This window comes from Escherichia sp. HH091_1A (genome assembly GCF_030295175.1).
GTDB lineage: Bacteria > Pseudomonadota > Gammaproteobacteria > Enterobacterales > Enterobacteriaceae > Escherichia > Escherichia coli_F.
In genome coordinates, this window is the sequence record NZ_AP025747.1 from 3,488,756 (window position 1) to 3,511,974 (window position 23,219).

General features: G+C 48.7%; 13 protein-coding genes, 4 pseudogenes, 1 CRISPR repeat array and 1 other annotated feature. Of the genes and pseudogenes, 9 read left to right on the forward strand and 8 right to left on the reverse strand.

All coding sequences use genetic code 11. The annotated features are described in order from the left end of the window. Nucleotides 1–3: 3 nt before the first annotated feature. Both QUF14_RS17645 and QUF14_RS17650 read right to left on the reverse strand, forming a co-directional pair. Nucleotides 4–1,458 (reverse strand): FAD-binding oxidoreductase, encoded by a 1,455-nt coding sequence (locus QUF14_RS17645; protein ID WP_000059298.1) that lies wholly within the window; start codon nucleotides 1,456–1,458, stop codon nucleotides 4–6. Between the two features lie 69 nt (nucleotides 1,459–1,527). Further along, complete coding sequence (locus QUF14_RS17650; RefSeq protein ID WP_000021332.1) at nucleotides 1,528–2,313, reverse strand: SDR family oxidoreductase; 786 nt, start codon at nucleotides 2,311–2,313, stop codon at nucleotides 1,528–1,530. Nucleotides 2,314–2,631: 318 nt separating this feature from the next. Between QUF14_RS17650 and QUF14_RS17655 the strand changes: the two genes are divergently transcribed. Together QUF14_RS17655 and QUF14_RS17660 are read left to right on the forward strand one after the other, a co-directional pair. After that, nucleotides 2,632–3,909, forward strand: coding sequence for an MFS transporter (locus tag QUF14_RS17655; RefSeq protein ID WP_001164555.1), 1,278 nt, complete (start codon nucleotides 2,632–2,634; stop codon nucleotides 3,907–3,909). Between the two features lie 26 nt (nucleotides 3,910–3,935). Next, nucleotides 3,936–5,414 (forward strand): FGGY-family carbohydrate kinase, encoded by a 1,479-nt coding sequence (locus QUF14_RS17660; RefSeq protein ID WP_000039722.1) that lies wholly within the window; start codon nucleotides 3,936–3,938, stop codon nucleotides 5,412–5,414. Nucleotides 5,415–6,052: 638 nt separating this feature from the next. Continuing rightward, nucleotides 6,053–6,383: a CRISPR direct-repeat array (repeat unit 26 nt; unit sequence GGTTTATCCCCGCTGGCGCGGGGAAC). Nucleotides 6,384–6,723: 340 nt separating this feature from the next. Here QUF14_RS17660 and queE read toward each other — a convergent pair. After that, entirely contained in the window at nucleotides 6,724–7,395 is a 672-nt protein-coding gene (gene queE / locus QUF14_RS17665) for a 7-carboxy-7-deazaguanine synthase QueE (protein ID WP_001199973.1), read from the reverse strand. Between the two features lie 172 nt (nucleotides 7,396–7,567). Here queE and QUF14_RS17670 point away from each other — a divergent pair, with 172 nt between their 5' ends. The 6 genes and pseudogenes from QUF14_RS17670 (at nucleotide 7,568) to QUF14_RS17695 (ending at nucleotide 12,446) form a co-directional block, all read left to right on the forward strand. Continuing rightward, nucleotides 7,568–8,170 (forward strand): LemA family protein, encoded by a 603-nt coding sequence (locus QUF14_RS17670; protein WP_000944224.1) that lies wholly within the window; start codon nucleotides 7,568–7,570, stop codon nucleotides 8,168–8,170. 13 nt (nucleotides 8,171–8,183) lie between these two features. Next, a pseudogene (locus QUF14_RS17675) lies at nucleotides 8,184–8,855 on the forward strand (TPM domain-containing protein); the annotation flags it as partial. Nucleotides 8,856–9,106: 251 nt separating this feature from the next. Then, nucleotides 9,107–9,553, forward strand: a pseudogene (locus tag QUF14_RS17680) (TPM domain-containing protein); the annotation flags it as partial. 54 nt (nucleotides 9,554–9,607) lie between these two features. Beyond that, nucleotides 9,608–10,821 (forward strand): IS3 family transposase gene (locus QUF14_RS17685; RefSeq protein WP_371829233.1). Its coding sequence is split into 2 segments (ribosomal slippage): nucleotides 9,608–9,896 and nucleotides 9,896–10,821, totalling 1,215 coding nucleotides; the frame shifts between segments, so codons are not numbered across the junction. Then, nucleotides 9,889–10,005, forward strand: a sequence feature (AL1L pseudoknot). Its footprint overlaps the gene before it by 117 nt. A 39-nt stretch (nucleotides 10,822–10,860) precedes the next feature. Then, nucleotides 10,861–11,568, forward strand: a pseudogene (locus QUF14_RS17690) (TPM domain-containing protein); the annotation flags it as partial. Nucleotides 11,569–11,573: 5 nt separating this feature from the next. Then, a pseudogene (locus tag QUF14_RS17695) lies at nucleotides 11,574–12,446 on the forward strand (TPM domain-containing protein). Between the two features lie 59 nt (nucleotides 12,447–12,505). Here QUF14_RS17695 and eno read toward each other — a convergent pair. The 5 genes from eno to rlmD all read right to left on the reverse strand — a co-directional run bounded on the left by eno (nucleotide 12,506) and on the right by rlmD (nucleotide 20,227). Next, on the reverse strand, nucleotides 12,506–13,804 hold the full coding sequence (gene eno, locus QUF14_RS17700) for a phosphopyruvate hydratase (protein WP_000036723.1): 1,299 nt from the start codon (nucleotides 13,802–13,804) through the stop codon (nucleotides 12,506–12,508). 87 nt (nucleotides 13,805–13,891) lie between these two features. Then, the gene (gene pyrG, locus QUF14_RS17705) at nucleotides 13,892–15,529 is read right to left on the reverse strand and encodes a glutamine hydrolyzing CTP synthase (protein WP_000210878.1); all 1,638 of its coding nucleotides are present in this window, start codon (nucleotides 15,527–15,529) and stop codon (nucleotides 13,892–13,894) included. 227 nt (nucleotides 15,530–15,756) lie between these two features. Further along, the gene (mazG, locus tag QUF14_RS17710; RefSeq protein WP_001071637.1) at nucleotides 15,757–16,548 is read right to left on the reverse strand and encodes a nucleoside triphosphate pyrophosphohydrolase; all 792 of its coding nucleotides are present in this window, start codon (nucleotides 16,546–16,548) and stop codon (nucleotides 15,757–15,759) included. Between the two features lie 95 nt (nucleotides 16,549–16,643). Then, a complete protein-coding gene (gene relA, locus QUF14_RS17715; protein ID WP_000226814.1) occupies nucleotides 16,644–18,878 on the reverse strand; it encodes a GTP diphosphokinase in 2,235 nt (744 codons plus the stop codon). 47 nt (nucleotides 18,879–18,925) lie between these two features. Next, a complete protein-coding gene (gene rlmD / locus QUF14_RS17720) occupies nucleotides 18,926–20,227 on the reverse strand; it encodes a 23S rRNA (uracil(1939)-C(5))-methyltransferase RlmD (protein ID WP_000046782.1) in 1,302 nt (433 codons plus the stop codon). 56 nt (nucleotides 20,228–20,283) lie between these two features. Between rlmD and barA the strand changes: the two genes are divergently transcribed. Continuing rightward, nucleotides 20,284–23,040 (forward strand): two-component sensor histidine kinase BarA, encoded by a 2,757-nt coding sequence (gene barA / locus QUF14_RS17725; protein ID WP_100733541.1) that lies wholly within the window; start codon nucleotides 20,284–20,286, stop codon nucleotides 23,038–23,040. The last annotated feature ends 179 nt before the right edge of the window (nucleotides 23,041–23,219 follow it).

Consider the following 23,219-nt stretch of genomic DNA (forward strand, 5'->3'; position numbering starts at 1 on the left):
ACATTATTTTTCAATCGGATAGATAGTACCCGTATTCATAATACCGTTAGGATCGAACTGTTTTTTCAGCCCTTCCAGCAATGTCCACGCGCTGCCGTGTTCCAGTTTGCTCCAGTGAACACGATGTTTACCGATACCGTGATGGTGTACCATCGAACCGCCGAGGCGAATGGTTTCTTCGCAGATGATTTTGTTGAGCGGATTGTGGTATTTGTCGATTTCCTCTTCCGGCTTACAGTCAACAACGTTGTAGTCGTAGACGAAGTACATGTTGGTGCCGTTCTGATAGCTATGAGAGGAGTGACCGCCCAGCATGGTGATGTCGTCGGCGTGCGCGAACTCGGTACGAATACGGTTAATAACACTTTCGTAGATTTCGTGTATGCAACTCCAGCAGCCGGACACTTCGGTGGTAAAGCCCATGTTGCCGGTTTTGAGGATCTGCACACGTTCGGCAGCCACTTTATCCGGTCCCCAGTTCAGGTTGTTAAACCAGGTTTCGATCAGCTTGCTGTCCACGCGCTGGCATTGCGGGTAACGTGCCACGATTTCAGCAATCCCTTCGCCCGTCGCCTTCGCAATGCGAGGGTTACCTTCAGCCATAAAGATCAGCACGCATTTTCCGTCGGCAAAATGGGTGAAGTGTTGGGTGCCATCTTCAGCGTCATACAAACGAGCGATCGACGGACGATATCCTTCCACCATGATTTCACGCAGGATGTTGAAGCCGGTTTTCATGTCTTCCAGGATATAGCCGTAGAAGAGGTTGTTTTCCGGGGTGAATTTAAAGATTTTCACAGTGACTTCAGTGATATAGCACAATGCGCCTTCGTTGCCGATGATGATGTGACGAATGTCCGGACCCGCCGCGCGTCGTGGCACGTTTTTAATGCGTGTCACGGTGCCATCAGCCAGTACTGCTTCCAGGCCAACGACCATATCCTCGATTGCGCCGTAAAGTGTGGAGAACTGCCCGATACTGCGGGTTGCTACCAGGCCGCCCATCTGCGCCAGCGGCTTTGACTGCGGAGAGTGCCCCGTGGTGTAACCTTTTTCACGCAACGCGTTTTCCAGCACTTCCAGCGGAACGCCACATTGCGCCGTCGCCTGCATATTCTCTATATCAATATTAATGATTTGATTCATTGCAGAGCCATCAAGCACTACCGAGTTTTCCACAACGGTTTCCAGCCCACCTTCGGTAGCGGAAGCCCCGGTACGCGGCACACCGTTAATTTTGTGTGCATTCATAAAATTCAGCACACGGGACACTTGCTCTGTGGAACCGAGTTTTACGACCGCTGCCGGAATAGGCAAAGTATAAATACCATGAATATCCGGAAATTTACGAAAACGATCAATACTGTTTTTCTTTAATACCGTTTCATCGGTAATTACGCGATCTGCACCAACAATTTCCTTTAGCTGGTCGACAATCGCTGCGCGAGATAAAGACATAGTAATTCCTTCCTGATAATAAAAATGGAATAGTCATTAATAAAAGAAATCAGAAACCACCGTTATGGATTAGCGCACTAAATAACCGCCATCAACCACTAATAAATGCCCGTTGACATAATTCGATGCCGGACTTGCGAGAAATACGGCTGCGCCCATTAAATCCTGAGTATCGCCCCAACGATTTGCTGGAATATGATCAAGAACGCGCTGATTGGTTTCTGGATTACTGCGTGTCGCCAGGGTGATATCGGTAGCGTAATATCCTGGGGCAATACCATTTACCTGAATATTATATTGACCTAATTCATCGCAATAGGCTTTGGTAAATCCGGCAAGGGCGTGTTTAGTGGCAGAATAAGCAGGTGACCATTGACCACCTAAGTAAGAAAACAGTGAACAGATATTAATGATTTTACCGCTTTTCTGCGGGATCATAATTTTTGCCGCTTCGTAGCTTAACTCGAATGCGGCGGTCAGGTTCACGTCAATCATCGGGTCCCAGTCGGCACGACCGAAATCCAGCACCTTATTCAGCTTACATATACCGGCATTGTTAACCAGAATATCGACGGTGCCGAAACGTTCACAACAGGCGGTAATTATCTTCTGCGGCGCGCCTTCTGCGGTGATATCCACCTGCATGAAGTCCACCTCAACACCCTGTTTTTCAATCATTTCCTTTGTTTCGCCATTATCTTTAACGAAACTTGGAATAAAGATATTTGCGCCTGCTTTTGCGAGTGCCATGGCAAATGCCTGGCCTAAACCGCTATTCCCGCCGGTAACAATTGCGGTTTTACCTTTCAGGGAGAAAAAATCCATTGAGAACGCATTGAGAGATTCGATTGACATAGTTAGCTCCAATTTCCGTAAGGCAAAAAAAAAGAAAGGTAACTTCCCCCGCGAGAGGGAAGTTACCTTTCTCATTATCTCTGGTAACTGGAGATAATTTTTAGCATAAGGGCATAAACGCTAATGTGATCGTAATCACAGTGTGATATTCGTATTATCAAATAATTTTAAAAAGCAGAAGCGTGACTACTCTCACACAACACCCCTGCTTTCCATGTTATTTCTTATTGCAATTACTAGAGACCTGAGAAAAGTAATCCACCTGAAAGGGCGGCTTACTTTTCTCTTTTTTTTGTCTATTACAAATGGGAATACGATATGCAACACAACTCATATCGCCGTTGGATAACCCTCGCGATAATTAGTTTTAGTGGCGGCGTTAGTTTTGATCTGGCTTATTTACGTTATATTTATCAAATTCCCATGGCTAAATTTATGGGATTCAGCAATACCGAGATAGGTTTAATAATGAGTACCTTTGGTATTGCGGCTATTATTCTTTATGCCCCCAGCGGCGTTATTGCCGATAAATTTTCGCATCGCAAAATGATTACTTCCGCGATGATCATTACCGGATTGCTGGGTCTGTTAATGGCAACGTATCCACCGCTGTGGGTAATGCTCTGTATTCAGGTCGCCTTTGCGATAACGACGATTTTAATGCTGTGGTCGGTGTCGATTAAAGCCGCATCGTTGCTTGGCGATCATAGCGAGCAGGGGAAAATTATGGGCTGGATGGAAGGGCTGCGCGGCGTCGGTGTAATGTCGCTGGCGGTGTTTACCATGTGGGTCTTTTCTCGCTTTGCACCGGATGACAGCGCCAGCCTGAAAACGGTCATTATCATCTACAGTGTGGTCTACATTTTATTGGGGATTCTGTGCTGGTTTTTTGTTAGCGATAACAACAACCTGCGCAATACCAACACCGAAGAAAAACAGTCATTCCAGCTTAGCGACATCCTTGCCGTTTTGCGTATCAGCACCACATGGTACTGCAGCATGGTGATTTTTGGCGTCTTCACCATCTACGCCATTCTGAGTTACTCCACCAACTATCTGACCGAAATGTACGGCATGTCGCTGGTGGCGGCGAGCTACATGGGGATTGTGATCAACAAAATCTTCCGCGCACTGTGCGGCCCACTTGGTGGCATTATCACCACCTACAGCAAAGTGAAATCCCCTACCCGCGTGATCCAAATCCTTTCCGTACTCGGCCTGCTGGCGTTAACTGCCCTGCTCATCACGAACTCTAACCCGCAATCGGTCGCGATGGGGATTGGTCTGATTTTACTTCTGGGATTCACCTGTTACGCCTCGCGCGGGCTGTACTGGGCCTGCCCCGGCGAAGCGAGAACACCGTCTTACATTATGGGCACCACGGTAGGTATTTGTTCGGTGATTGGATTCCTGCCGGATGTCTTCGTTTACCCAATTATCGGCTACTGGCAAGACACCCTGCCCGCGGCAGAAGCCTACCGCAATATGTGGCTGATGGGCATGGCGGCGCTTGCCATGGTGATCGTCTTTACCTTTTTGCTGTTCCAAAAAATTCGTACTGCTGATAGCACCCCCGCAATGGCTAGCAGCAAGTAAGCCAGGAAAATTACAGGAGAAAAATCATGTCGAAAAAATACATCATAGGGATTGATGGCGGAAGTCAGAGCACAAAAGTGGTGATGTACGATCTGGAAGGTAACGTGGTTTGCGAAGGCAAAGGCTTATTACAACCGATGCACACTCCAGATGCCGATACCGCAGAACATCCTGACGATGATTTATGGGCATCATTATGTTTTGCTGGTCACGATTTGATGAGCCAGTTTGCCGGGAATAAAGAAGATATTGTCGGCATTGGTCTGGGATCTATCCGTTGCTGCCGTGCGTTATTGAAAGCCGATGGCACGCCAGCTGCGCCGTTGATTAGCTGGCAGGATGCACGCGTTACACGCCCTTACGAACATACGAATCCTGACGTGGCATATGTCACCTCTTTTTCGGGTTATCTGACGCATCGCCTAACCGGCGAGTTTAAAGACAATATCGCCAACTATTTTGGTCAGTGGCCGGTGGATTATAAGACCTGGGCATGGAGTGAAGATGCCGCAGTCATGGAGAAGTTTAATATCCCCCGTCATATGCTGTTTGATGTGCAAATGCCAGGCACTGTTCTTGGGCATATCACACCACAAGCCGCGCTGGCGACACATTTCCCGGCTGGGCTGCCGGTTGTTTGTACCACCAGTGATAAACCGGTAGAAGCACTGGGAGCCGGGTTACTGGATGATGAAACTGCGGTAATTTCTCTTGGCACTTACATCGCGTTGATGATGAACGGCAAAGTACTGCCGAAAGATCCGGTAGCGTACTGGCCGATTATGTCTTCTATTCCGCAAACCTTGCTGTATGAAGGTTACGGTATTCGCAAAGGCATGTGGACGGTGAGTTGGCTGCGCGACATGCTAGGCGAATCGTTAATTCAGGATGCCAGGGCGCAGGATCTTTCACCGGAAGATTTGCTCAACAAAAAAGCTTGTTGTGTGCCGCCTGGCTGTAATGGTCTGATGACGGTGCTGGACTGGCTGACCAATCCGTGGGAACCGTACAAACGCGGGATTATGATCGGCTTTGATTCCAGCATGGATTACGCATGGATATATCGTTCGATACTGGAAAGCGTGGCGCTGACGCTGAAGAACAATTACGACAATATGTGTCATGAAATGAATCACTTTGCGAAACATGTGATCATTACTGGCGGCGGTTCGAACAGCGATCTGTTTATGCAAATTTTTGCCGACGTGTTCAACCTTCCGGCACGACGTAACGCCATTAACGGTTGTGCAAGCCTGGGGGCAGCGATTAATACGGCGGTAGGTCTGGGGCTATACCCGGATTACGCAACGGCTGTCGACAAAATGGTTCGCGTGAAAGATATCTTTATGCCTGTTGAGAGCAACGCCAAACGCTACGACGCGATGAATAAAGGCATTTTCAAAGACCTAACCAAACACACTGATGTGATCCTGAAAAAATCGTATGAAGTGATGCATGGTGAGTTGGGGAATGAAGATTCGATCCAGAGCTGGTCGAATGCGTAAGTGAGGAAGGCCGGGCGGGAAAATGCCCGGCCTGAACATACCTGAATGGTTATCCCCGCTGACGCGGGGAACATAAGTTCGACAACTTAAAAAATGATAACAAGTCCGGTTTATCCCCGCTGATGCAGGGAACATAATAAAAACTTTAACTAGTTCGGTTTATCCCTGTTTTTACAAGGAATATTAACTACACTCGATGTCTTTAGAATAAAAGACAATACGAATCGCACTTTATCAATTTTCACTTAAAGTATGAACTGGATATCTTTATTCATAAGAACTATTCATCAACAGCGTATAGAGGCGGTTATGTAAAACCACTCATTAGCCTCAAAACAAAGACAAACTTCCAGATTTATTACTTAATCAATGAATAACAAGCTTAAAAAATACACTGTTATTCTAAAGAAAAAATTAACAGGCATTAATTAATATTAAAAAAATAATATATTAAAATTTCTTAACGGTTTAAGGATTATACATATAACACTTTGATTAAATTTGATTTTTTGTATCGATAATTGTGAACTTATCTGGCATGGGGAACTATTTTGAACATGAGGTGTTATGTGGATATGTTGCTTATTACAAGTACAGCTAATATAAAAACTTGAGAAAGAGATAACGGGTTATATGGTGGTTTATCCCCGCTGGCGCGGGGAACACATGACGACCCATGACAGATGGCGTTTAACGTACGGTTTATCCCCGCTGGCGCGGGGAACTCATATGTTTCCGCCGCATCAATCAGCCATTCAACGGTTTATCCCCGCTGGCGCGGGGAACTCCAAAAGATGAACAGCCGTCGCCGTGCTCCGCGCGGTTTATCCCCGCTGGCGCGGGGAACTCTATTCTGTTGCTGTTTGATTGGGTCCTGATCATGGTTTATCCCCGCTGGCGCGGGGAACTCTGCGAAAACGGTACAGAGCAAAAAAACGCGGTCGGTTTATCCCCGCTGACGTGGGGAACTCTCTAAACATAACCTATTATTAATTAATGATTTTTTAAGCCAGTCACAATCTACCAACTTTACAGGATCACACAAACAACACATCCATTATGTTAAAGAACACTTAATCCATTGATTAAAAAAGTAAATATTTAAAATAACTCTATACCCACTAAAATCTACCAAACTTCACTGCAATAATTTTCACTCCAACGAAAAATTAACGCCAGAGAATTTGTAGAGAATGATAATAATTAGTCCAGAATGGGCAAAATAGAGTTTTTTCAGAGGCGACAAAGAATATAAATGAGTGGAAGTCTTTACAGGTTCCACCCATTTATAACGCTTATAAATGTTTAATCAGGCAATATTTAAATATTTATGTGTTTGCATCGATAAACGCCAGTTACGCGCAATACAGGTTTCAATGCACAAACGTGTGGCATCGTCCTTCTGGCTAATTGGCTGCAGTGCAATGACTCGTGGTTTATCATCGGTCAGCGTTGCCAGTAGTTCATCCAGTGCTTCAATATCACGTACGCGTCCCACTGGATGCTTGATTTCGTTGGCTCGTTCCAGTGCCTGTGACAACACTTCATAGCCGCCGCGCATGTTCAGCTTTGGCGATACGGTAACCCAGGTATTCGGCGTGCAGCGTACTTCATGAGTACCGCTGGTTTCGATCTGGCAGCTAAAACCGTTCTTTTCGAGCAGGTCAGTCAGTGGCAGCAAATCATGAATGCAAGGCTCACCACCCGTAATCACCACATGCCGCGCGGTGTATCCCTGACGACCAATGACAGCCAGCAAATCTTCACTGCTCGCCGCCCCCCACTTATCACTCTCTTTGGTCTTCGCCAGAATGCTGAAAAGGGAGACTTCCCGATCCTCAAGCTTTTCCCAGGTGTGTTTGGTGTCGCACCAGGCACAGCCGACCGGGCATCCCTGTAAACGAATAAAAATGGCGGGGACGCCGGTAAAGTAACCCTCACCTTGCAGGGTCTGGAACATCTCGTTAATCGGGTACTGCATAGCATTCTCTGTGAAGTGGATAATTGTTAATTATTGCAGATCCTGCCACAACAATCATGTCTTATTAACATTCTGTTACAGGCAGGTTTAAGGCAAAAAGTGGATTAGATCATAAAGAATAAAATGAAGTGGCGTATTATGTTTTAAGGAATTAATTAAAAGGGATTTAACCATGCTCAGAATATTCATCGTAATTATATTTATTTTCAATTTATCAGGCTGTGGATATAACGATATTCAAACCTATGATGAGCAGGTTAACGCTTCCTGGTCTGAGGTATTAAATCAATATCAACGTCGCGCCGATCTTATTCCTAATCTTGTCGCCAGTATTAAAGGTTATTCCAGCCATGAACAAGAGGTACTGGAAGCCGTAACATTGGCACGTAGTCAGGCTAATCGCGCCAGTAGTGCTCTTCAGCAAACTCCGGGAGATGAACAAAAATTACAAACCTGGCAACAAGCTCAGGCGCAGGTGTCCCGCACTCTCGGTCAGTTAACGATAATTAGTGAACGTTACCCTGAGCTAAAGGCCCAGGAACTCTATCAAAATTTGATGGTACAGCTCGAAGGAAGTGAAAATCGAATTGCCGTTGCGCGAGGAAGATATATTAAAGCCATCGAACAATATAATGTCACTATCCGCAAATTCCCCGCAGTGTTAACCGCAAAAGTCATGGATTACACACCGAAGAAAAATTATTTGCCGGATGATGTCGCCGCTGTGAGTAAAACCCCAACAATAGATTTTAGCCAGAATGCTAATGCTCATTAAGCGAGGAAGTCCTGTGCGAAATTTTATCTTCCTTATGGCTTTCTTCTGTTCATCTGTGTTTGCCACACAAATTCCAGTACCTGAATCACCCAGGTATGTGAATGACTTAACCGGCACATTGACGAGCAGCGAAGTAAACACCCTGACCAACCAGATTAAAGCTCTGACGCAAAAAAGCCACGCACAACTGGTCGTGTTAGTGGTTGAAACAACGGGCGATGAAACCATCGAGCAGTACGCTACGCGGGTATTCGATAGCTGGAAACCAGGTGATAAAGACCGCGATGATGGCGTTCTACTGTTAGTCGCCTGGCAGGATCAGGCCGTGCGTATTGAAATCGGTTACGGACTGGAAGGCGTTATTACGGATGCGCAGTCCGGGAAAATTATTCGCAACAGTATTATTCCGGCATTTAAAAATGGCGACCTGGCTGGCGGCTTGCAAAAGGGAATTAGCGATATTGATAATCGTCTGACGGGGAATAATTTAGCAACGATAACACCGACCGATCACCCTTTGCCCTTTAACGGTTGGTGGGCTTTGTTAGTCTGGGCAATAGTACTGACCTTTATTTCCGCCAGAGGATATTTCAAAACGCTGGGACTAATTTGCTTCACAGCTATTGTACTGGCCTTTGTTTTACCTATAGCAGGTTTCGGCGGAAGCTGGGGAGTACTCGCAACATTACTCTGCTTCGCCACACCGTTCCTGGCTGTCGCCATCGCTTTTACCCCCTTCGGCAAAAAGGTTCGGGATTCGATGCGCAGTGCCAACCGACCGTCACATTACGAAAGAAGTAACTCGGCCTCCAGGCGTTCTTCATCATCGTCGTCATCTTCCTCTTCATCCTCTTTTGACAATGATAATTTCAGCGGCGGCGGCGGTTCATCTGGTGGCGGTGGCGCTTCCGGGCGCTGGTAACAAAAGGAATTGAAATGCGTATTTTTCTCTTACTTCTGATGCTATGCGGTTTTCAGGTATTCGCTGAAAGATTGCCTTCAGTCACTGACTTAACCGGGACATTAACGACAGAAGAACAAACTGCTTTAAATCAACAATTACAGACTCTCGCGCAGCAAAACCACTTCCAGGTGGCCGTGTTGGTTACGCCGACCACTGGGAGTAAAGACATTAAACTTACAGCCTCGCAAAGCTACGGGTTATATCACTGGAAACCCGTTGGAGAGAAGCGGTACGGCGAAGGTATCTTAATTCTCGTCGTTTGGCCGGAAGGGCTGGCGTCAATGAAGATTGGGCATGGACTGGAAGAGATGCTGCCACCGGAACAAGCTGCGCAAATTGTTCATTACCATATGCAACCGGAATTCAAAAAAAATAATCTCTTCTCCGGGTTAACGCAGGGAATTGAAGGCATCGCACAGTGAACCGCCCCGGAAATCCTGGAGACTAAACTCCCTGAGAAAGAGGTAAACAGGATGACTAAAAATACTCGTTTTTCCCCCGAAGTCCGTCAGCGGGCGATTCGTATGGTTCTGGAAAGTCAGGATGAATATGACTCACAGTGGGCGGCAATTTGTTCCATTGCCCCAAAGATTGGCTGTACGCCGGAGACTCTGCGTGTCTGGGTTCGCCAGCATGAGCGGGATACCGGGGGCGGTGATGGTGGGCTCACCAGCGCTGAACGTCAGCGTCTGAAAGAGCTGGAACGTGAAAATCGTGAACTGCGCCGCAGTAACGATATCCTTCGCCAGGCTTCCGCTTATTTTGCGAAGGCGGAGTTCGACCGCCTCTGGAAAAAATGATGCCACTGCTGGATAAGCTGCGTGAGCAGTACGGGGTCGGACCGGTATGCAGCGAACTGCATATTGCCCCGTCAACGTATTACCATTGTCAGCAACAGCGACATCATCCGGATAAACGCAGTGCCCGTGCGCAGCACGATGACTGGCTGAAGAGAGAGATACAGCGCGTATACGATGAAAATCATCAGGTGTACGGTGTGCGTAAAGTCTGGCGTCAGTTGTTACGGGAAGGAATCAGGGTGGCCAGATGTACAGTGGCGCGCCTCATGGCGGTTATGGGACTTGCCGGTGTTCTCCGGGGTAAAAAGGTCCGCACTACCGTCAGCCGGAAAACCGTTGCCACAGGTGACCGCGTAAACCGTCAGTTCGTGGCAGAACGTCCTGACCAGCTGTGGGTGGCTGATTTTACTTACGTCAGCACATGGCAGGGCTTCGTCTATGTGGCGTTTATCATTGATGTGTTTGCCGGATACATCGTGGGGTGGCGGGTCTCATCGTCTATGGAAACGACATTCGTGCTGGATGCGCTGGAGCAGGCGTTGTGGGCCCGTCGTCCGTCTGGCACCATCCATCACAGCGATAAAGGCTCTCAGTATGTGTCACTGGCCTATACGGAGCGACTAAAAGAAGCCGGATTACTGGCATCAACAGGGAGTACAGGCGACTCGTATGACAACGCGATGGCTGAGAGCATCAATGGTCTTTACAAAGCGGAGGTAATACACCGTAAGAGCTGGAAAAACCGTGCAGAAGTGGAACTGGCCACACTAACGTGGGTGGACTGGTATAACAATCGACGATTGCTGGGAAGGCTGGGCCATACTCCTCCGGCAGAAGCAGAAAAAGCTTATTATGCTTCCATCGGAAACAATGATCTGGCAGCCTGAGTTCACAGATAAAACACTCTCCAGGAAACCCGGGGCGGTTCACAGTTTACCTATATAAAAGCGAATCTTAGCCCTTTGGATGCTTTAGCCAATCATCTGTTTGCTAATCCGCAACGCTCGCTGCCATGTCTTGCCTGGACATTACTGATGATCGTTGCCATCGTTGTCCTCTGGCGATTTACCAGCCGTCCCGGGCCTGGCATATGGATGATATCGATGATTACTCCTATGGTCTGGTTTTTCTCCTTTCAGGACGATGTCATCATTCGGCGGGTATCGGTCGTTTGTTTTAGTTTATTTTTCGCAGCAATCTGCTGGCAGCGTCTCGCGGTAGTTTTTAATATATGCCGCACATTTCCTATGATGCTGGCCCCCCAAAATAAAAACGCTAAAGTGAATAAACAAAAGAAGGCTCCGCAGGTTCGTGAATCAGGACGAAATTCATTGTTTGTCGTGCTGCTGATAATTGTTGTGGGATGGTGCCTGGTATTCGCCAGTAATAAAGATATTGCGTTCATCTCAACAATTATTGGGCTAATTGATCATTTTATCGGCCCAATAACCATTGCTGGCATCGTTCTGCTGATCATTGTGGCCAAATTTACTGGCAATCTTAAACTGGGATCAGGGCATAAAAGCAACAAGAAAACGGGGAATCGTAATGCTCATTCTCGTTCTTCGTCGAAAAACTCTTTCCGCGGTGGCGGCGGTTCTTCTGGCGGTGGCGGTTCATCCGACCGTTGGTGATCGTTATGCGTATAATCCTTTTTCTACTCACTTTATGGTGCCTTCCTGTGCTTGCCCAGCAAATTGCTGTGCCGGAGCTGCGCCAACAGGTGACCGATATTACTGGTACCTTAAGCACGTCTGAACAACAATCACTGACACAACAGCTGCAGGATATTACACAAAAAACACGGGCACAGGTCGCTGTATTAATAGTGCCATCCACCGGAGGCGATTCTATTGAACAATATGCTACAAGGGTTTTTGACAATTGGCGTTTAGGAGATGCCAAACGTAATGATGGGATACTGATCGTTGTTGCCTGGTCGGATCGAACTGTCCGCATTCAGGTAGGTTATGGGCTGGAAGAAAAGGTAACCGATGCTCTGGCTGGCAATATCATCCGTAACATCATGATACCCGCCTTTAAAAAACAAAAATTAGCTAAGGGATGAGAGTTAGCTATAATCGCTTTGAATAACCAACTCACTTCACAACACCAATATTCGTCTAATCCTTCAGAAAGTGAATCAGCGTCTTCCAGTGATCATTACTACTTTGCTATTTTTTGGGTATTTGCAGTGATGTTCTTCCCTTTCTGGTTTTTTCATCAAGGCAATAATTTTTGTCGGGCATTTAAAAGCAGTGTTTGTATTTCAACAGTCTATCTTATAGATTTATTCCTGTTCTCCGATCAAACTTTTTCCATTGCTGTATTTTCCTTCTTTTTTACTTTCACCATCATTATGGTCTTTACCTGGTTATGTGTCCCACAGAAAAAAGCATCAGGTAGAAGTTATCATTCAGACAGCGGCGGTTCTGGTGGCGGCTCAAGTGGTGGCGGATTTAGCGGAGGTGACGGTTCTTCTGGCGGTGGCGGTGCTTCCGGTCGCTGGTAACTCAACCATAAAAAATGCCAGCCCGAAGGCTGGCATTTTTAAATCAGATAAAGTCAGGCTTATGCCTGGCCTTTGATCTCTTTACGACCGTTGTACGGTGCTTTTTCGCCCAGAGCTTCTTCGATACGAATCAGCTGGTTGTATTTAGCAACACGGTCAGAACGGCTCATGGAACCCGTTTTGATCTGGCCTGCAGCAGTACCAACAGCCAGGTCAGCGATGGTAGCGTCTTCAGTTTCGCCAGAACGGTGAGAGATTACAGCAGTGTAGCCAGCGTCTTTCGCCATCTTGATTGCAGCCAGAGTTTCGGTCAGAGAACCGATCTGGTTGAATTTGATCAGGATGGAGTTAGCGATGCCTTTTTCGATACCTTCTTTCAGGATCTTGGTGTTGGTTACGAACAGGTCGTCACCAACCAGCTGGATTTTATCGCCCAGAACTTTGGTCTGGTATGCGAAACCGTCCCAGTCAGATTCGTCCAGACCGTCTTCGATAGAAACGATCGGGTACTGTTTGGTCAGTTCTTCCAGGAAGTGAGTGAATTCTTCAGAGGTGAACGCTTTGTTGCCTTCGCCAGCCAGAACGTATTTACCGTCTTTGTAGAATTCAGAAGCTGCGCAGTCCATCGCCAGAGTGATGTCTTTGCCCAGTTCATAACCAGCAGCTTTAACAGCTTCAGCGATAACAGCCAGAGCTTCAGCGTTGGAACCCAGGTTCGGCGCATAGCCACCTTCGTCACCAACAGCAGTGTTCATGCCTTTCGCTTTCAGAACTTTTGCCAGGTGATGGAAAACTTCAGAACCCATGCGGATGGCTTCTTTCACAGTTTTCGCGCCAACCGGCTGAATCATGAATTCCTGGATATCAACGTTGTTGTCAGCGTGCTCACCACCGTTGATGATGTTCATCATCGGAACCGGCATAGAGTATTTGCCCGGAGTACCGTTCAGTTCAGCGATGTGCTCGTACAGCGGCATGCCTTTAGCGGCAGCAGCAGCTTTGGCGTTAGCCAGAGATACAGCCAGGATTGCGTTCGCGCCGAATTTGGATTTGTTTTCGGTGCCGTCCAGGTCGATCATGATCTTGTCAATGCCAGCCTGATCTTTGGCATCTTTGCCAATCAGCGCCTGAGCGATCGGGCCGTTAACTGCAGCAACAGCTTTAGTTACGCCTTTGCCCAGGAAACGGGATTTGTCGCCATCGCGCAGTTCCAGAGCTTCACGGGAACCAGTAGAAGCACCTGACGGAGCAGCTGCCATACCGACGAAACCACCCTCCAGATGTACTTCGGCTTCAACAGTCGGGTTACCACGGGAGTCGATGATTTCACGACCGATGATTTTTACGATTTTGGACATTAGGTTTTCCTCAAGTCACTAGTTAAACTGAAACTCCAGACAAACAACGCGTACCCTGGGTACGCGTTGCCGTTCTAACTTTTTTACTTACTTCGCCTGACGTTTCTGGAACTCACTGGCGGCTTTCACAAAGCCTGCAAACAGCGGGTGGCCATCACGTGGAGTAGAAGTAAACTCCGGATGGAACTGACAAGCCACGAACCACGGGTGATTCGGAACTTCGATGATCTCGACCAACTGATCATCCCCGGAACGGCCCGCAACGCGCAGACCTGCATCTTCAATCTGTTTCAACAGCATGTTGTTGACTTCGTAACGGTGACGATGACGCTCAACAATTGTCGGCGCATTGTACAGCTGGCGAACCAGGCTATCGTCAACCAACTGGCACTGCTGTGCGCCGAGACGCATGGTACCGCCGAGATCGCTCTTCTCGCTACGAACTTCAACGTTGCCGTTTTCATCGCGCCACTCGGTAATCAGCGCCACAACCGGGTACTTACAGTCTGGCACAAATTCCGTAGAGTTGGCGTTCTCCATGTTGGCAACATGGCGAGCGTAATCAATTAACGCCACCTGCATACCCAGGCAAATGCCCAGATAAGGAATATTGTTCTCACGCGCAAAACGCGCGGTCGTAATCATGCCTTCTACGCCACGATAGCCGAAACCACCAGGTACGAGGATTGCGTCCAGACCTTTAAGGATTTCAACGCCGCGCGTTTCAACATCTTGTGAATCGATCAGTTTGATGTTGACGCTGACACGATTCTTCAGCCCACCGTGTTTCAGTGCTTCGATCACGGATTTGTAAGCGTCCGGCAGTTCAATGTACTTGCCGACCATACCAATGGTGACTTCACTTACCGGATTCGCTTCTTCGAAGATAACCTGTTCCCATTCGGACAGATTCGCTTCCGGGCAGTTTAAGCTGAATCGTTTACAAATATAATCGTCCAGCCCCTGCGATTTCAACAGGCCCGGAATTTTATAGATGGAATCGACGTCTTTCAGAGAAATAACCGCTTTTTCCGGAACATTACAGAACAATGCAATCTTCGCACGTTCGTTCGCCGGAACAGCGCGATCTGAACGACAAATCAGGATGTCAGGCTGGATACCGATGGAGAGCAGTTCTTTTACAGAGTGCTGAGTCGGTTTGGTTTTGACTTCACCAGACGCTGCCATGTACGGCACCAGCGTCAGGTGCATAAACAGGGTGTGCTCACGGCCAATTTCAACAGCCATCTGGCGAATCGCTTCGAGGAACGGCAGGGACTCGATATCACCTACAGTACCGCCGATTTCTACCAGTACCACGTCATGACCTTCACCGCCTTCCAGCACGCGCTCTTTGATAGCGTTAGTGATGTGCGGAATAACCTGTACGGTTGCGCCGAGGTAATCACCGCGGCGTTCTTTACGCAGAACGTCAGAGTAGATACGACCCGTGGTGAAGTTGTTGCGGCGGCTCATTTTGGTACGAATGAAACGCTCGTAATGCCCCAGGTCCAGGTCGGTTTCAGCGCCGTCTTCAGTAACGAACACTTCCCCGTGTTGGATTGGGCTCATAGTACCTGGATCGACGTTGATGTACGGATCCAGTTTCATGATGGTCACATTGAGGCCACGGGCTTCAAGAATGGCTGCGAGGGAGGCTGCGGCAATGCCTTTACCCAGAGAGGATACGACCCCGCCGGTCACAAAAATATAGTTCGTTGTCATGCTGAACCTGAGAAGTTAGGTTGAAAAGACGATGGAATAACCAGGACGGGAAAGCAGTATACCCGAACATGACCTGTGCCACAAACTTTCATTATCCCTCCTCTTCGCCAGCTCACCATTGAAATCAGGAGTGAGAAAATAGCCCCTTTGGGGTAAATGTTTTTGACACAAATCAAGCGCTTGTCATTTAAAAAATGACACAAATCGCGCTTGACCAGGTAATTCCCTTAGAGATCAATTTCCTGCCGTTTTACCTGTTGCCAGACTTCTTCCATTGTTTCGAGGTCTACACCTGTCATTTCCAGTCCACGCGCGGCAACAATACGCTCCACTTCGCGAAAACGGCGCTCGAATTTTTCATTGGCTTTTTGTAGTGCAATCTCTGCTTTTGTCCCTAAATGGCGGGCCATGTTGACCGTGGCAAACAGCAGGTCACCCATTTCCTCCTCCAGTTTAGCCTGGTCGACAACAGCCTGCCGCGCCTCGTACATCACCTCGTCGATCTCTTCGTAGACTTTATCGACTACCGGACCAAGCGTCGTCCAATCGAAGCCAACGTTGGCGCAACGTTTCTGGATTTTTTGCGCACGCATTAAAGCCGGTAAACTACGAGGAATATCGTCCAGCGCCGAATGCTGCGCTTTCTGCGCGCGCTCTTCGGTTTTGATTTGCTCCCAACGGGCAAGCACTTCACGACTGTTTTCGGCAGAACTGTCAGCAAAAACATGCGGATGGCGACGCTCTAATTTATCGCTAATCGCAGCGCAAATATCATTAAAGTCAAAGCGCCCTTCTTCCTGGGCCATTTGTGCGTAAAACACCACCTGGAACAGCAGATCGCCGAGTTCACCGCGCAGATCGTCAAAATCTTCACGGGCAATGGCGTCCAGCACCTCGTAGGTTTCTTCAAGGGTGTAAGGTGCAATGGTGGCAAATGTCTGCTCTTTATCCCACGGGCAGCCGTTTTCCGGGTCGCGCAGGCGCTGCATAATAGTGAGCAAACGGTCGATTTGATTCATTAGAATGTCCTGAAAATTGCGGGTCTGTCAGGTGTAATACCTTCGAGTAAAAGATACCGCTGGATACGGCTGATGCCATATCCAGCTATGCATGATTAATTCCCATGCAGTCGACGCGCGTCGATAACATCCGGCACCTGGTTGAGTTTACCCAGCACGCGGCCCAGCACTTGCAGGTTGTAAATCTCAATAGTCATGTCGATGGTTGCCAGTTGCTGTTTGGTGTCGCTACGGCTGGCAACGCCAAGCACGTTCACCTTCTCGTTGGCGAGAATGGTCGTGATATCACGTAACAACCCACTACGATCATTAGCCACCACGCGGACCACCAGCGAATATCCGGCGGAGTAACTCTCGCCCCATACAGCGTCAACAATGCGTTCCGGCGCATGGGAGCGCAGTTCCGCCAGTTGTTCGCAATCGGCGCGGTGTACTGAAATACCGCGCCCCTGGGTAATGAAGCCGACAATCTCATCTCCAGGAATCGGCTGACAGCAGCGCGCGATGTGGTGCATCAGGTTGCCGACACCTTCTACCACCACACGACCGTTATCTTTACTGCGGTTTTGCGGCGTATAGCTTTTTTGCTGAAGTTGCTTCAGCGCGGCGGCATCCTGCTCTTCGGCACTCGGCTTATTAAATTGCGATTGCAGGAAGTTCACCATCTGATTGAGACGGATATCCCCGCCACCAATCGCTGCTAACAACTCGTCGACATCATTGAAGTTGTAACGCGGCAGCAGATGTTTTTCTGCTTCTTTCAGGCTGATCCCCAGATGTTCCAGCTCGTCGTCAAGGATTTGCCGCCCTGCCAGAATATTTTTGTCACGATCCTGTTTACGGAACCAGGCGTGAATTTTCGAACGCCCACGGCTGGTTGTGACGTAACCGAGGTTTGGGTTTAACCAGTCACGGCTGGGGTTCGGCTGTTTCTGGGTGATAATTTCAATCTGGTCGCCCATCTGCAACTGGTAGGTGAACGGCACAATGCGCCCGCCAATTTTTGCCCCGATGCAGCGGTGTCCGACATCACTGTGGATGTGGTAAGCGAAGTCCAGCGGCGTTGATCCCGCAGGCAAATCAACGACATCGCCTTTCGGCGTAAAGACATACACCCGGTCGTCAAAAACCTGGCTGCGTACTTCGTCGAGCATTTCGCCGGAATCAGCCATCTCTTCCTGCCACGCAATCAGTTTACGCAGCCAGGCAATTCGGTCTTCATGTCCCGAACGTGCGCCGCCAGCTGCCGCGCCTTCTTTATATTTCCAGTGCGCAGCAACACCCAACTCTGCATCTTCATGCATCTGTTTGGTGCGGATTTGGATCTCAACGGTTTTGCCACCCGGCCCCAGAACCACGGTATGAATAGACTGATAACCGTTTGGTTTCGGGTTAGCAACGTAATCGTCAAACTCATCCGGCAGGTGGCGATAGTGAGTGTGCACTATCCCCAGTGCGGCATAACAATCCTGTAAACGCTCGGCGACAATACGTACCGCACGCACATCAAACAGCTCATCGAAGGCGAGGTTCTTTTTCTGCATTTTGCGCCAGATACTGTAGATGTGTTTCGGACGACCATACACTTCAGCTTTAACGCCTTCAGCTTTCATCTCAGCGCGCAGATGACCGACAAACTCTTCGATATAGTGTTCGCGGTCGAGACGGCGTTCATGCAGCAGTTTTGCGATGCGTTTGTATTCGGTCGGGTGGAGATAACGGAAGCAGTAATCTTCCAGCTCCCATTTCAGTTGCCCAATCCCAAGACGGTTCGCCAACGGCGCGTAGATATTGGTGCACTCTTTTGCCGCCAGTACGCGTTCATCTTCCGGCGCGTCTTTTACTTCGCGCAGATGAGCAATACGCTCTGCCAGTTTGATGACCACGCAGCGGAAATCATCGACCATCGCCAATAACATCCGGCGAACGTTATCGACCTGTTCGGAGGAAACAGAATCGGTATGCGTCGCTTTCAGCTGGCGGATCGCCGCCATATCACGCACGCCGTGAATAAGGTTAACGACCGACTTACCGACGCTCTCACGCAGCACATCTTCGCTAACTACGTTGGCATCCGCCAGAGGGAACAGCAGCGCCGCCCGCAGCGTGTCAATGTCCATACTTAATGTCGAGAGGATCTCCACCATCTCAACACCACGCCACAATAACAGACTGGCATCCGGATGCCCCTGCGTCTGTTGCAGACAATACGCCCAGGTTTCGGCTAAGCACTCACACGACTTCTGGCTGGTAATACCCAGACTTGCGATCCATTTTTCCGGATCAAATTCACCAGCCTTATTGATATGTGCACTTCTTACCGCAACCATCGTCCTCTCCTTTAGGGACCAGACCTGCCGAAATCGGCAAATCGTAACTATTTAACGCGCGAGAAAAGTACCATCGATTCCAGATGTCCCGTGTGTGGGAACATATCCAGCATCGCCAGTCGCGCAATGGTATATCCTGCTTTTAATAACGCTTCGCTATCCCGAGCCAGCGTTGCAGGATTACAGGATACATAAACTATACGAATAGGTTCCAGTTTTATAATTTGCTGCATAACACCTGCGGCACCTGCTCGCGCCGGGTCCAGCAACACTTTATCGAAGCCGTTTTTCGCCCACGGCTGCTTTGTGACATCTTCCTCAAGATTTTCGTGATAAAACGTCACATTGTGTAAGCCATTAAGACGCGCATTCTGCTGGCCTTTTTCAACCAGCGCCGGAACGCCTTCTACACCCACCACACTGGCAGCTTGTGTCGCCAATGGCAGTGTAAAGTTGCCCATACCGCAGAACAGATCCAGTACGCGATCTTCAGGTTGTACATCCAGCCATTCCAACGCACGCGCTACCATTTTTTGGTTCACACCCGCATTGACCTGAATAAAATCGCGCGGGCTAAAAGTTAAGCGCAACCCGTTTGAGTCATACCAGGGCATCTCACCAGAGACGGTTTCGAGTATCTCACTATCGGGGGCGAGATACAGATCCAGGCCTTCAGAATGCGAAAAGCGTTCCAGTTTTTCGCGATCTGCCGAACTTAGCGATGCGGTATGGCGCAAAATCATCAGCGTGCCGCTGGTTGCCTGTACCAGTTCAACATGACCAAGATGGCGCATAGCTTGTAAGCTGCCCAGGCATGCCCTGACTTTGGGCAGCAATGCTTCAAGTTGGGGCACTAAAATGGGGCATTGTTTAACGTCGACAATGTCACTGGAGCCCGCTTTGCGAAACCCCATCTGAAGTTGCTGTGTTTTCGGTAAGTAGTTCAAACTTAAACGCGCGCGACGGCGATAGCCCCAGGGAACATCGGCGATCACTTCAGAGACTTCGTGTTTCATTAATCGGGCGAGTGCCGCACTTTTGCTTCGCTGCTGTAAATCCTCGCTGGCGTGTTGTTGCTGACAGCCACCGCATACGCCAAAATGAGGGCAGCGTGGCGTTTCGCGTTCCGGGCTATCGCTTAACCGGCGTACGACTTTAGCGCGGGCGTACTGTTTTTTATCTTCAGTAACAGTAACTTCCGCGTTTTCCTGTGGCAATAATCCAGGAATAAATAACGCTTTGCCGTTATGTCGTGCCACGCCCTGACCAAAAGAGTCGAGGTCGTTGACTGAAACAGTTATGATCTGACGCGTCGTCGTGCGTCGTTTTGCAGAGTAGAATTGCGCCATTGGCGAGACTTTCTCAATTTAACAGTGTGACCTTAATTGTCCCATAACGGAACTCCATGACCAACTACAGCCTGCGCGCACGCATGATGATTCTGATCCTGGCACCGACCGTCCTTATTGGTTTATTGCTGAGTATCTTTTTCGTTGTGCATCGCTATAACGACTTGCAGCGTCAACTGGAAGATGCCGGAGCCAGCATTATTGAGCCGCTTGCAGTTTCTACTGAATATGGCATGAGCCTGCAAAATCGCGAATCTATCGGTCAGTTAATAAGCGTACTGCATCGTCGCCATTCCGATATTGTTCGCGCGATTTCGGTTTATGATGAAAATAACCGACTCTTTGTCACCTCCAATTTTCATCTTGATCCCTCATCAATGCAGCTCGGCAGCAACGTGCCGTTTCCTCGCCAGCTCACTGTCACTCGTGACGGCGATATTATGATCCTCCGCACGCCGATTATTTCTGAGAGTTACTCCCCCGACGAATCGCCCAGTAGCGATGCCAAAAATAGTCAAAATATGTTGGGATATATTGCGCTTGAGCTGGATCTTAAATCGGTTCGCTTGCAGCAATATAAAGAGATCTTTATTTCCAGCGTGATGATGCTGTTTTGTATCGGTATTGCGCTTATTTTTGGCTGGCGCTTAATGCGCGATGTAACCGGTCCGATTCGCAACATGGTGAATACCGTCGACCGCATCCGTCGCGGGCAACTCGACAGCCGGGTGGAAGGATTTATGCTCGGCGAGCTGGATATGCTGAAAAACGGTATCAACTCGATGGCAATGTCGCTGGCAGCTTATCACGAAGAGATGCAGCACAATATCGACCAGGCGACGTCCGATCTACGTGAAACGCTGGAGCAGATGGAAATTCAGAACGTTGAGTTGGATCTGGCGAAAAAGCGCGCCCAGGAAGCGGCGCGTATTAAATCCGAGTTTCTGGCAAATATGTCACACGAGCTGCGTACACCACTGAATGGTGTTATTGGCTTTACCCGCCTGACGCTGAAAACAGAATTAACGCCAACGCAGCGCGATCACCTGAATACGATTGAACGTTCGGCAAATAATTTGCTGGCAATTATTAATGATGTTCTCGACTTCTCGAAACTGGAAGCAGGTAAGCTGATTCTGGAAAGTATTCCATTCCCACTACGCAGCACGCTGGATGAAGTCGTTACCCTGCTGGCACATTCTTCTCACGATAAAGGGCTGGAACTGACGCTCAATATTAAGAGCGACGTGCCCGATAACGTAATTGGCGACCCACTGCGATTACAGCAAATCATCACTAACCTGGTGGGGAATGCAATTAAATTCACCGAGAATGGCAACATTGATATTCTGGTAGAAAAACGTGCGCTGAGTAATACCAAAGTGCAGATTGAAGTACAGATTCGGGATACCGGCATTGGTATTCCGGAACGCGATCAATCGCGCTTATTCCAGGCCTTCCGACAGGCTGATGCCAGTATTTCCCGCCGTCATGGTGGCACCGGGCTGGGGCTGGTGATCACACAGAAACTGGTTAATGAAATGGGCGGCGATATTTCGTTCCATAGCCAGCCGAATCGCGGTTCAACTTTCTGGCTCCACATTAATCTCGATCTGAATCCGAACATTATTATCGAAGGGCCATCCACCCAGTGCCTCGCCGGCAAGCGCCTGGCCTATGTCGAACCAAACTCCGCAGCAGCGCAATGCACGCTGGATATTTTAAGTGAAACGCCGCTGGAAGTGGTTTATAGCCCAACGTTCTCCGCGCTGCCTCCCGCGCATTACGACATGATGTTATTAGGCATTGCGGTGACCTTCCGCGAGCCGCTAACAATGCAACATGAGCGATTAGCGAAAGCGGTATCGATGACCGATTTTCTGATGCTGGCACTTCCTTGCCATGCACAAGTCAATGCTGAAAAACTTAAGCAAGATGGTATCGGCGCGTGTCTGCTGAAACCATTAACACCTACGCGCCTGTTCCCTGCCCTGACGGAATTTTGTCATCACAAACAAAACACGCTTTTGCCTGTTACCGATGAAAGTAAGCTGGCAATGACTGTCATGGCGGTTGATGACAACCCCGCTAACCTGAAACTTATCGGCGCGTTACTGGAAGATATGGTGCAACATGTAGAGCTTTGCGATAGCGGGCATCAGGCCGTTGAACGGGCGAAACAGATGCCGTTCGATCTGATCTTAATGGATATTCAAATGCCGGACATGGACGGAATTCGGGCCTGCGAACTCATCCACCAGCTCCCCCATCAGCAACAAACACCGGTTATCGCGGTAACGGCGCATGCAATGGCCGGGCAAAAAGAGAAGCTGCTTGGCGCAGGGATGAGCGATTATCTGGCGAAACCGATTGAAGAAGAACGATTGCATAATTTGCTGTTGCGCTACAAGCCTGGCAGCGGTATTTCCTCTCGCGTCGTGACCCCCGAAGTCAATGAAATTGTGGTGAACCCGAATGCGACCCTCGACTGGCAACTGGCACTACGCCAGGCAGCAGGAAAAACCGATTTAGCGCTCGATATGCTGCAAATGTTACTCGATTTCCTGCCTGAAGTTCGCAACAAAGTTGAGGAACAGCTGGTTGGAGAAAACCCGGAAGGCCTGGTTGATTTGATTCATAAACTGCATGGCAGTTGCGGCTATAGCGGTGTGCCGCGTATGAAGAATCTCTGCCAACTGATCGAACAACAGCTACGTAGCGGTACTAAAGAAGAAGATTTGGAGCCGGAGCTGCTGGAACTGTTGGACGAGATGGATAATGTAGCGCGCGAAGCCAGCAAAATTCTCGGGTAATGGACGTCTTGTCGAGTAGCAATCGGCTTTTTATAACGCAGGTTTCAGACTGGTGACAAGGTGCCAGTGTTTATGCCGGATGCGGCGTTAACGCCTTATCCGGCATAAACACCAATTAAATTCAATGAATTAAAAAAATAATGTAGGCCTGATACGTAGCGCAACAGGCAATTTTGCGT

What these genes read in the sequence shown, in the direction of transcription:
- barA (WP_100733541.1), top strand. Translation starts at nt 20,284, where the DNA reads ATGACCAACTACAGCCTGCGCGCACGCATGATGATTCTGATCCTGGCA.
- QUF14_RS17650 (WP_000021332.1), bottom strand. Translation starts at nt 2,313, where the DNA reads ATGTCAATCGAATCTCTCAATGCGTTCTCAATGGATTTTTTCTCCCTG.
- QUF14_RS17670 (WP_000944224.1), top strand. Translation starts at nt 7,568, where the DNA reads ATGCTCAGAATATTCATCGTAATTATATTTATTTTCAATTTATCAGGC.
- pyrG (WP_000210878.1), bottom strand. Translation starts at nt 15,529, where the DNA reads ATGACAACGAACTATATTTTTGTGACCGGCGGGGTCGTATCCTCTCTG.
- QUF14_RS17660 (WP_000039722.1), top strand. Translation starts at nt 3,936, where the DNA reads ATGTCGAAAAAATACATCATAGGGATTGATGGCGGAAGTCAGAGCACA.
- rlmD (WP_000046782.1), bottom strand. Translation starts at nt 20,227, where the DNA reads ATGGCGCAATTCTACTCTGCAAAACGACGCACGACGACGCGTCAGATC.
- eno (WP_000036723.1), bottom strand. Translation starts at nt 13,804, where the DNA reads ATGTCCAAAATCGTAAAAATCATCGGTCGTGAAATCATCGACTCCCGT.
- QUF14_RS17655 (WP_001164555.1), top strand. Translation starts at nt 2,632, where the DNA reads ATGCAACACAACTCATATCGCCGTTGGATAACCCTCGCGATAATTAGT.
- QUF14_RS17645 (WP_000059298.1), bottom strand. Translation starts at nt 1,458, where the DNA reads ATGTCTTTATCTCGCGCAGCGATTGTCGACCAGCTAAAGGAAATTGTT.
- queE (WP_001199973.1), bottom strand. Translation starts at nt 7,395, where the DNA reads ATGCAGTACCCGATTAACGAGATGTTCCAGACCCTGCAAGGTGAGGGT.
- relA (WP_000226814.1), bottom strand. Translation starts at nt 18,878, where the DNA reads ATGGTTGCGGTAAGAAGTGCACATATCAATAAGGCTGGTGAATTTGAT.
- mazG (WP_001071637.1), bottom strand. Translation starts at nt 16,548, where the DNA reads ATGAATCAAATCGACCGTTTGCTCACTATTATGCAGCGCCTGCGCGAC.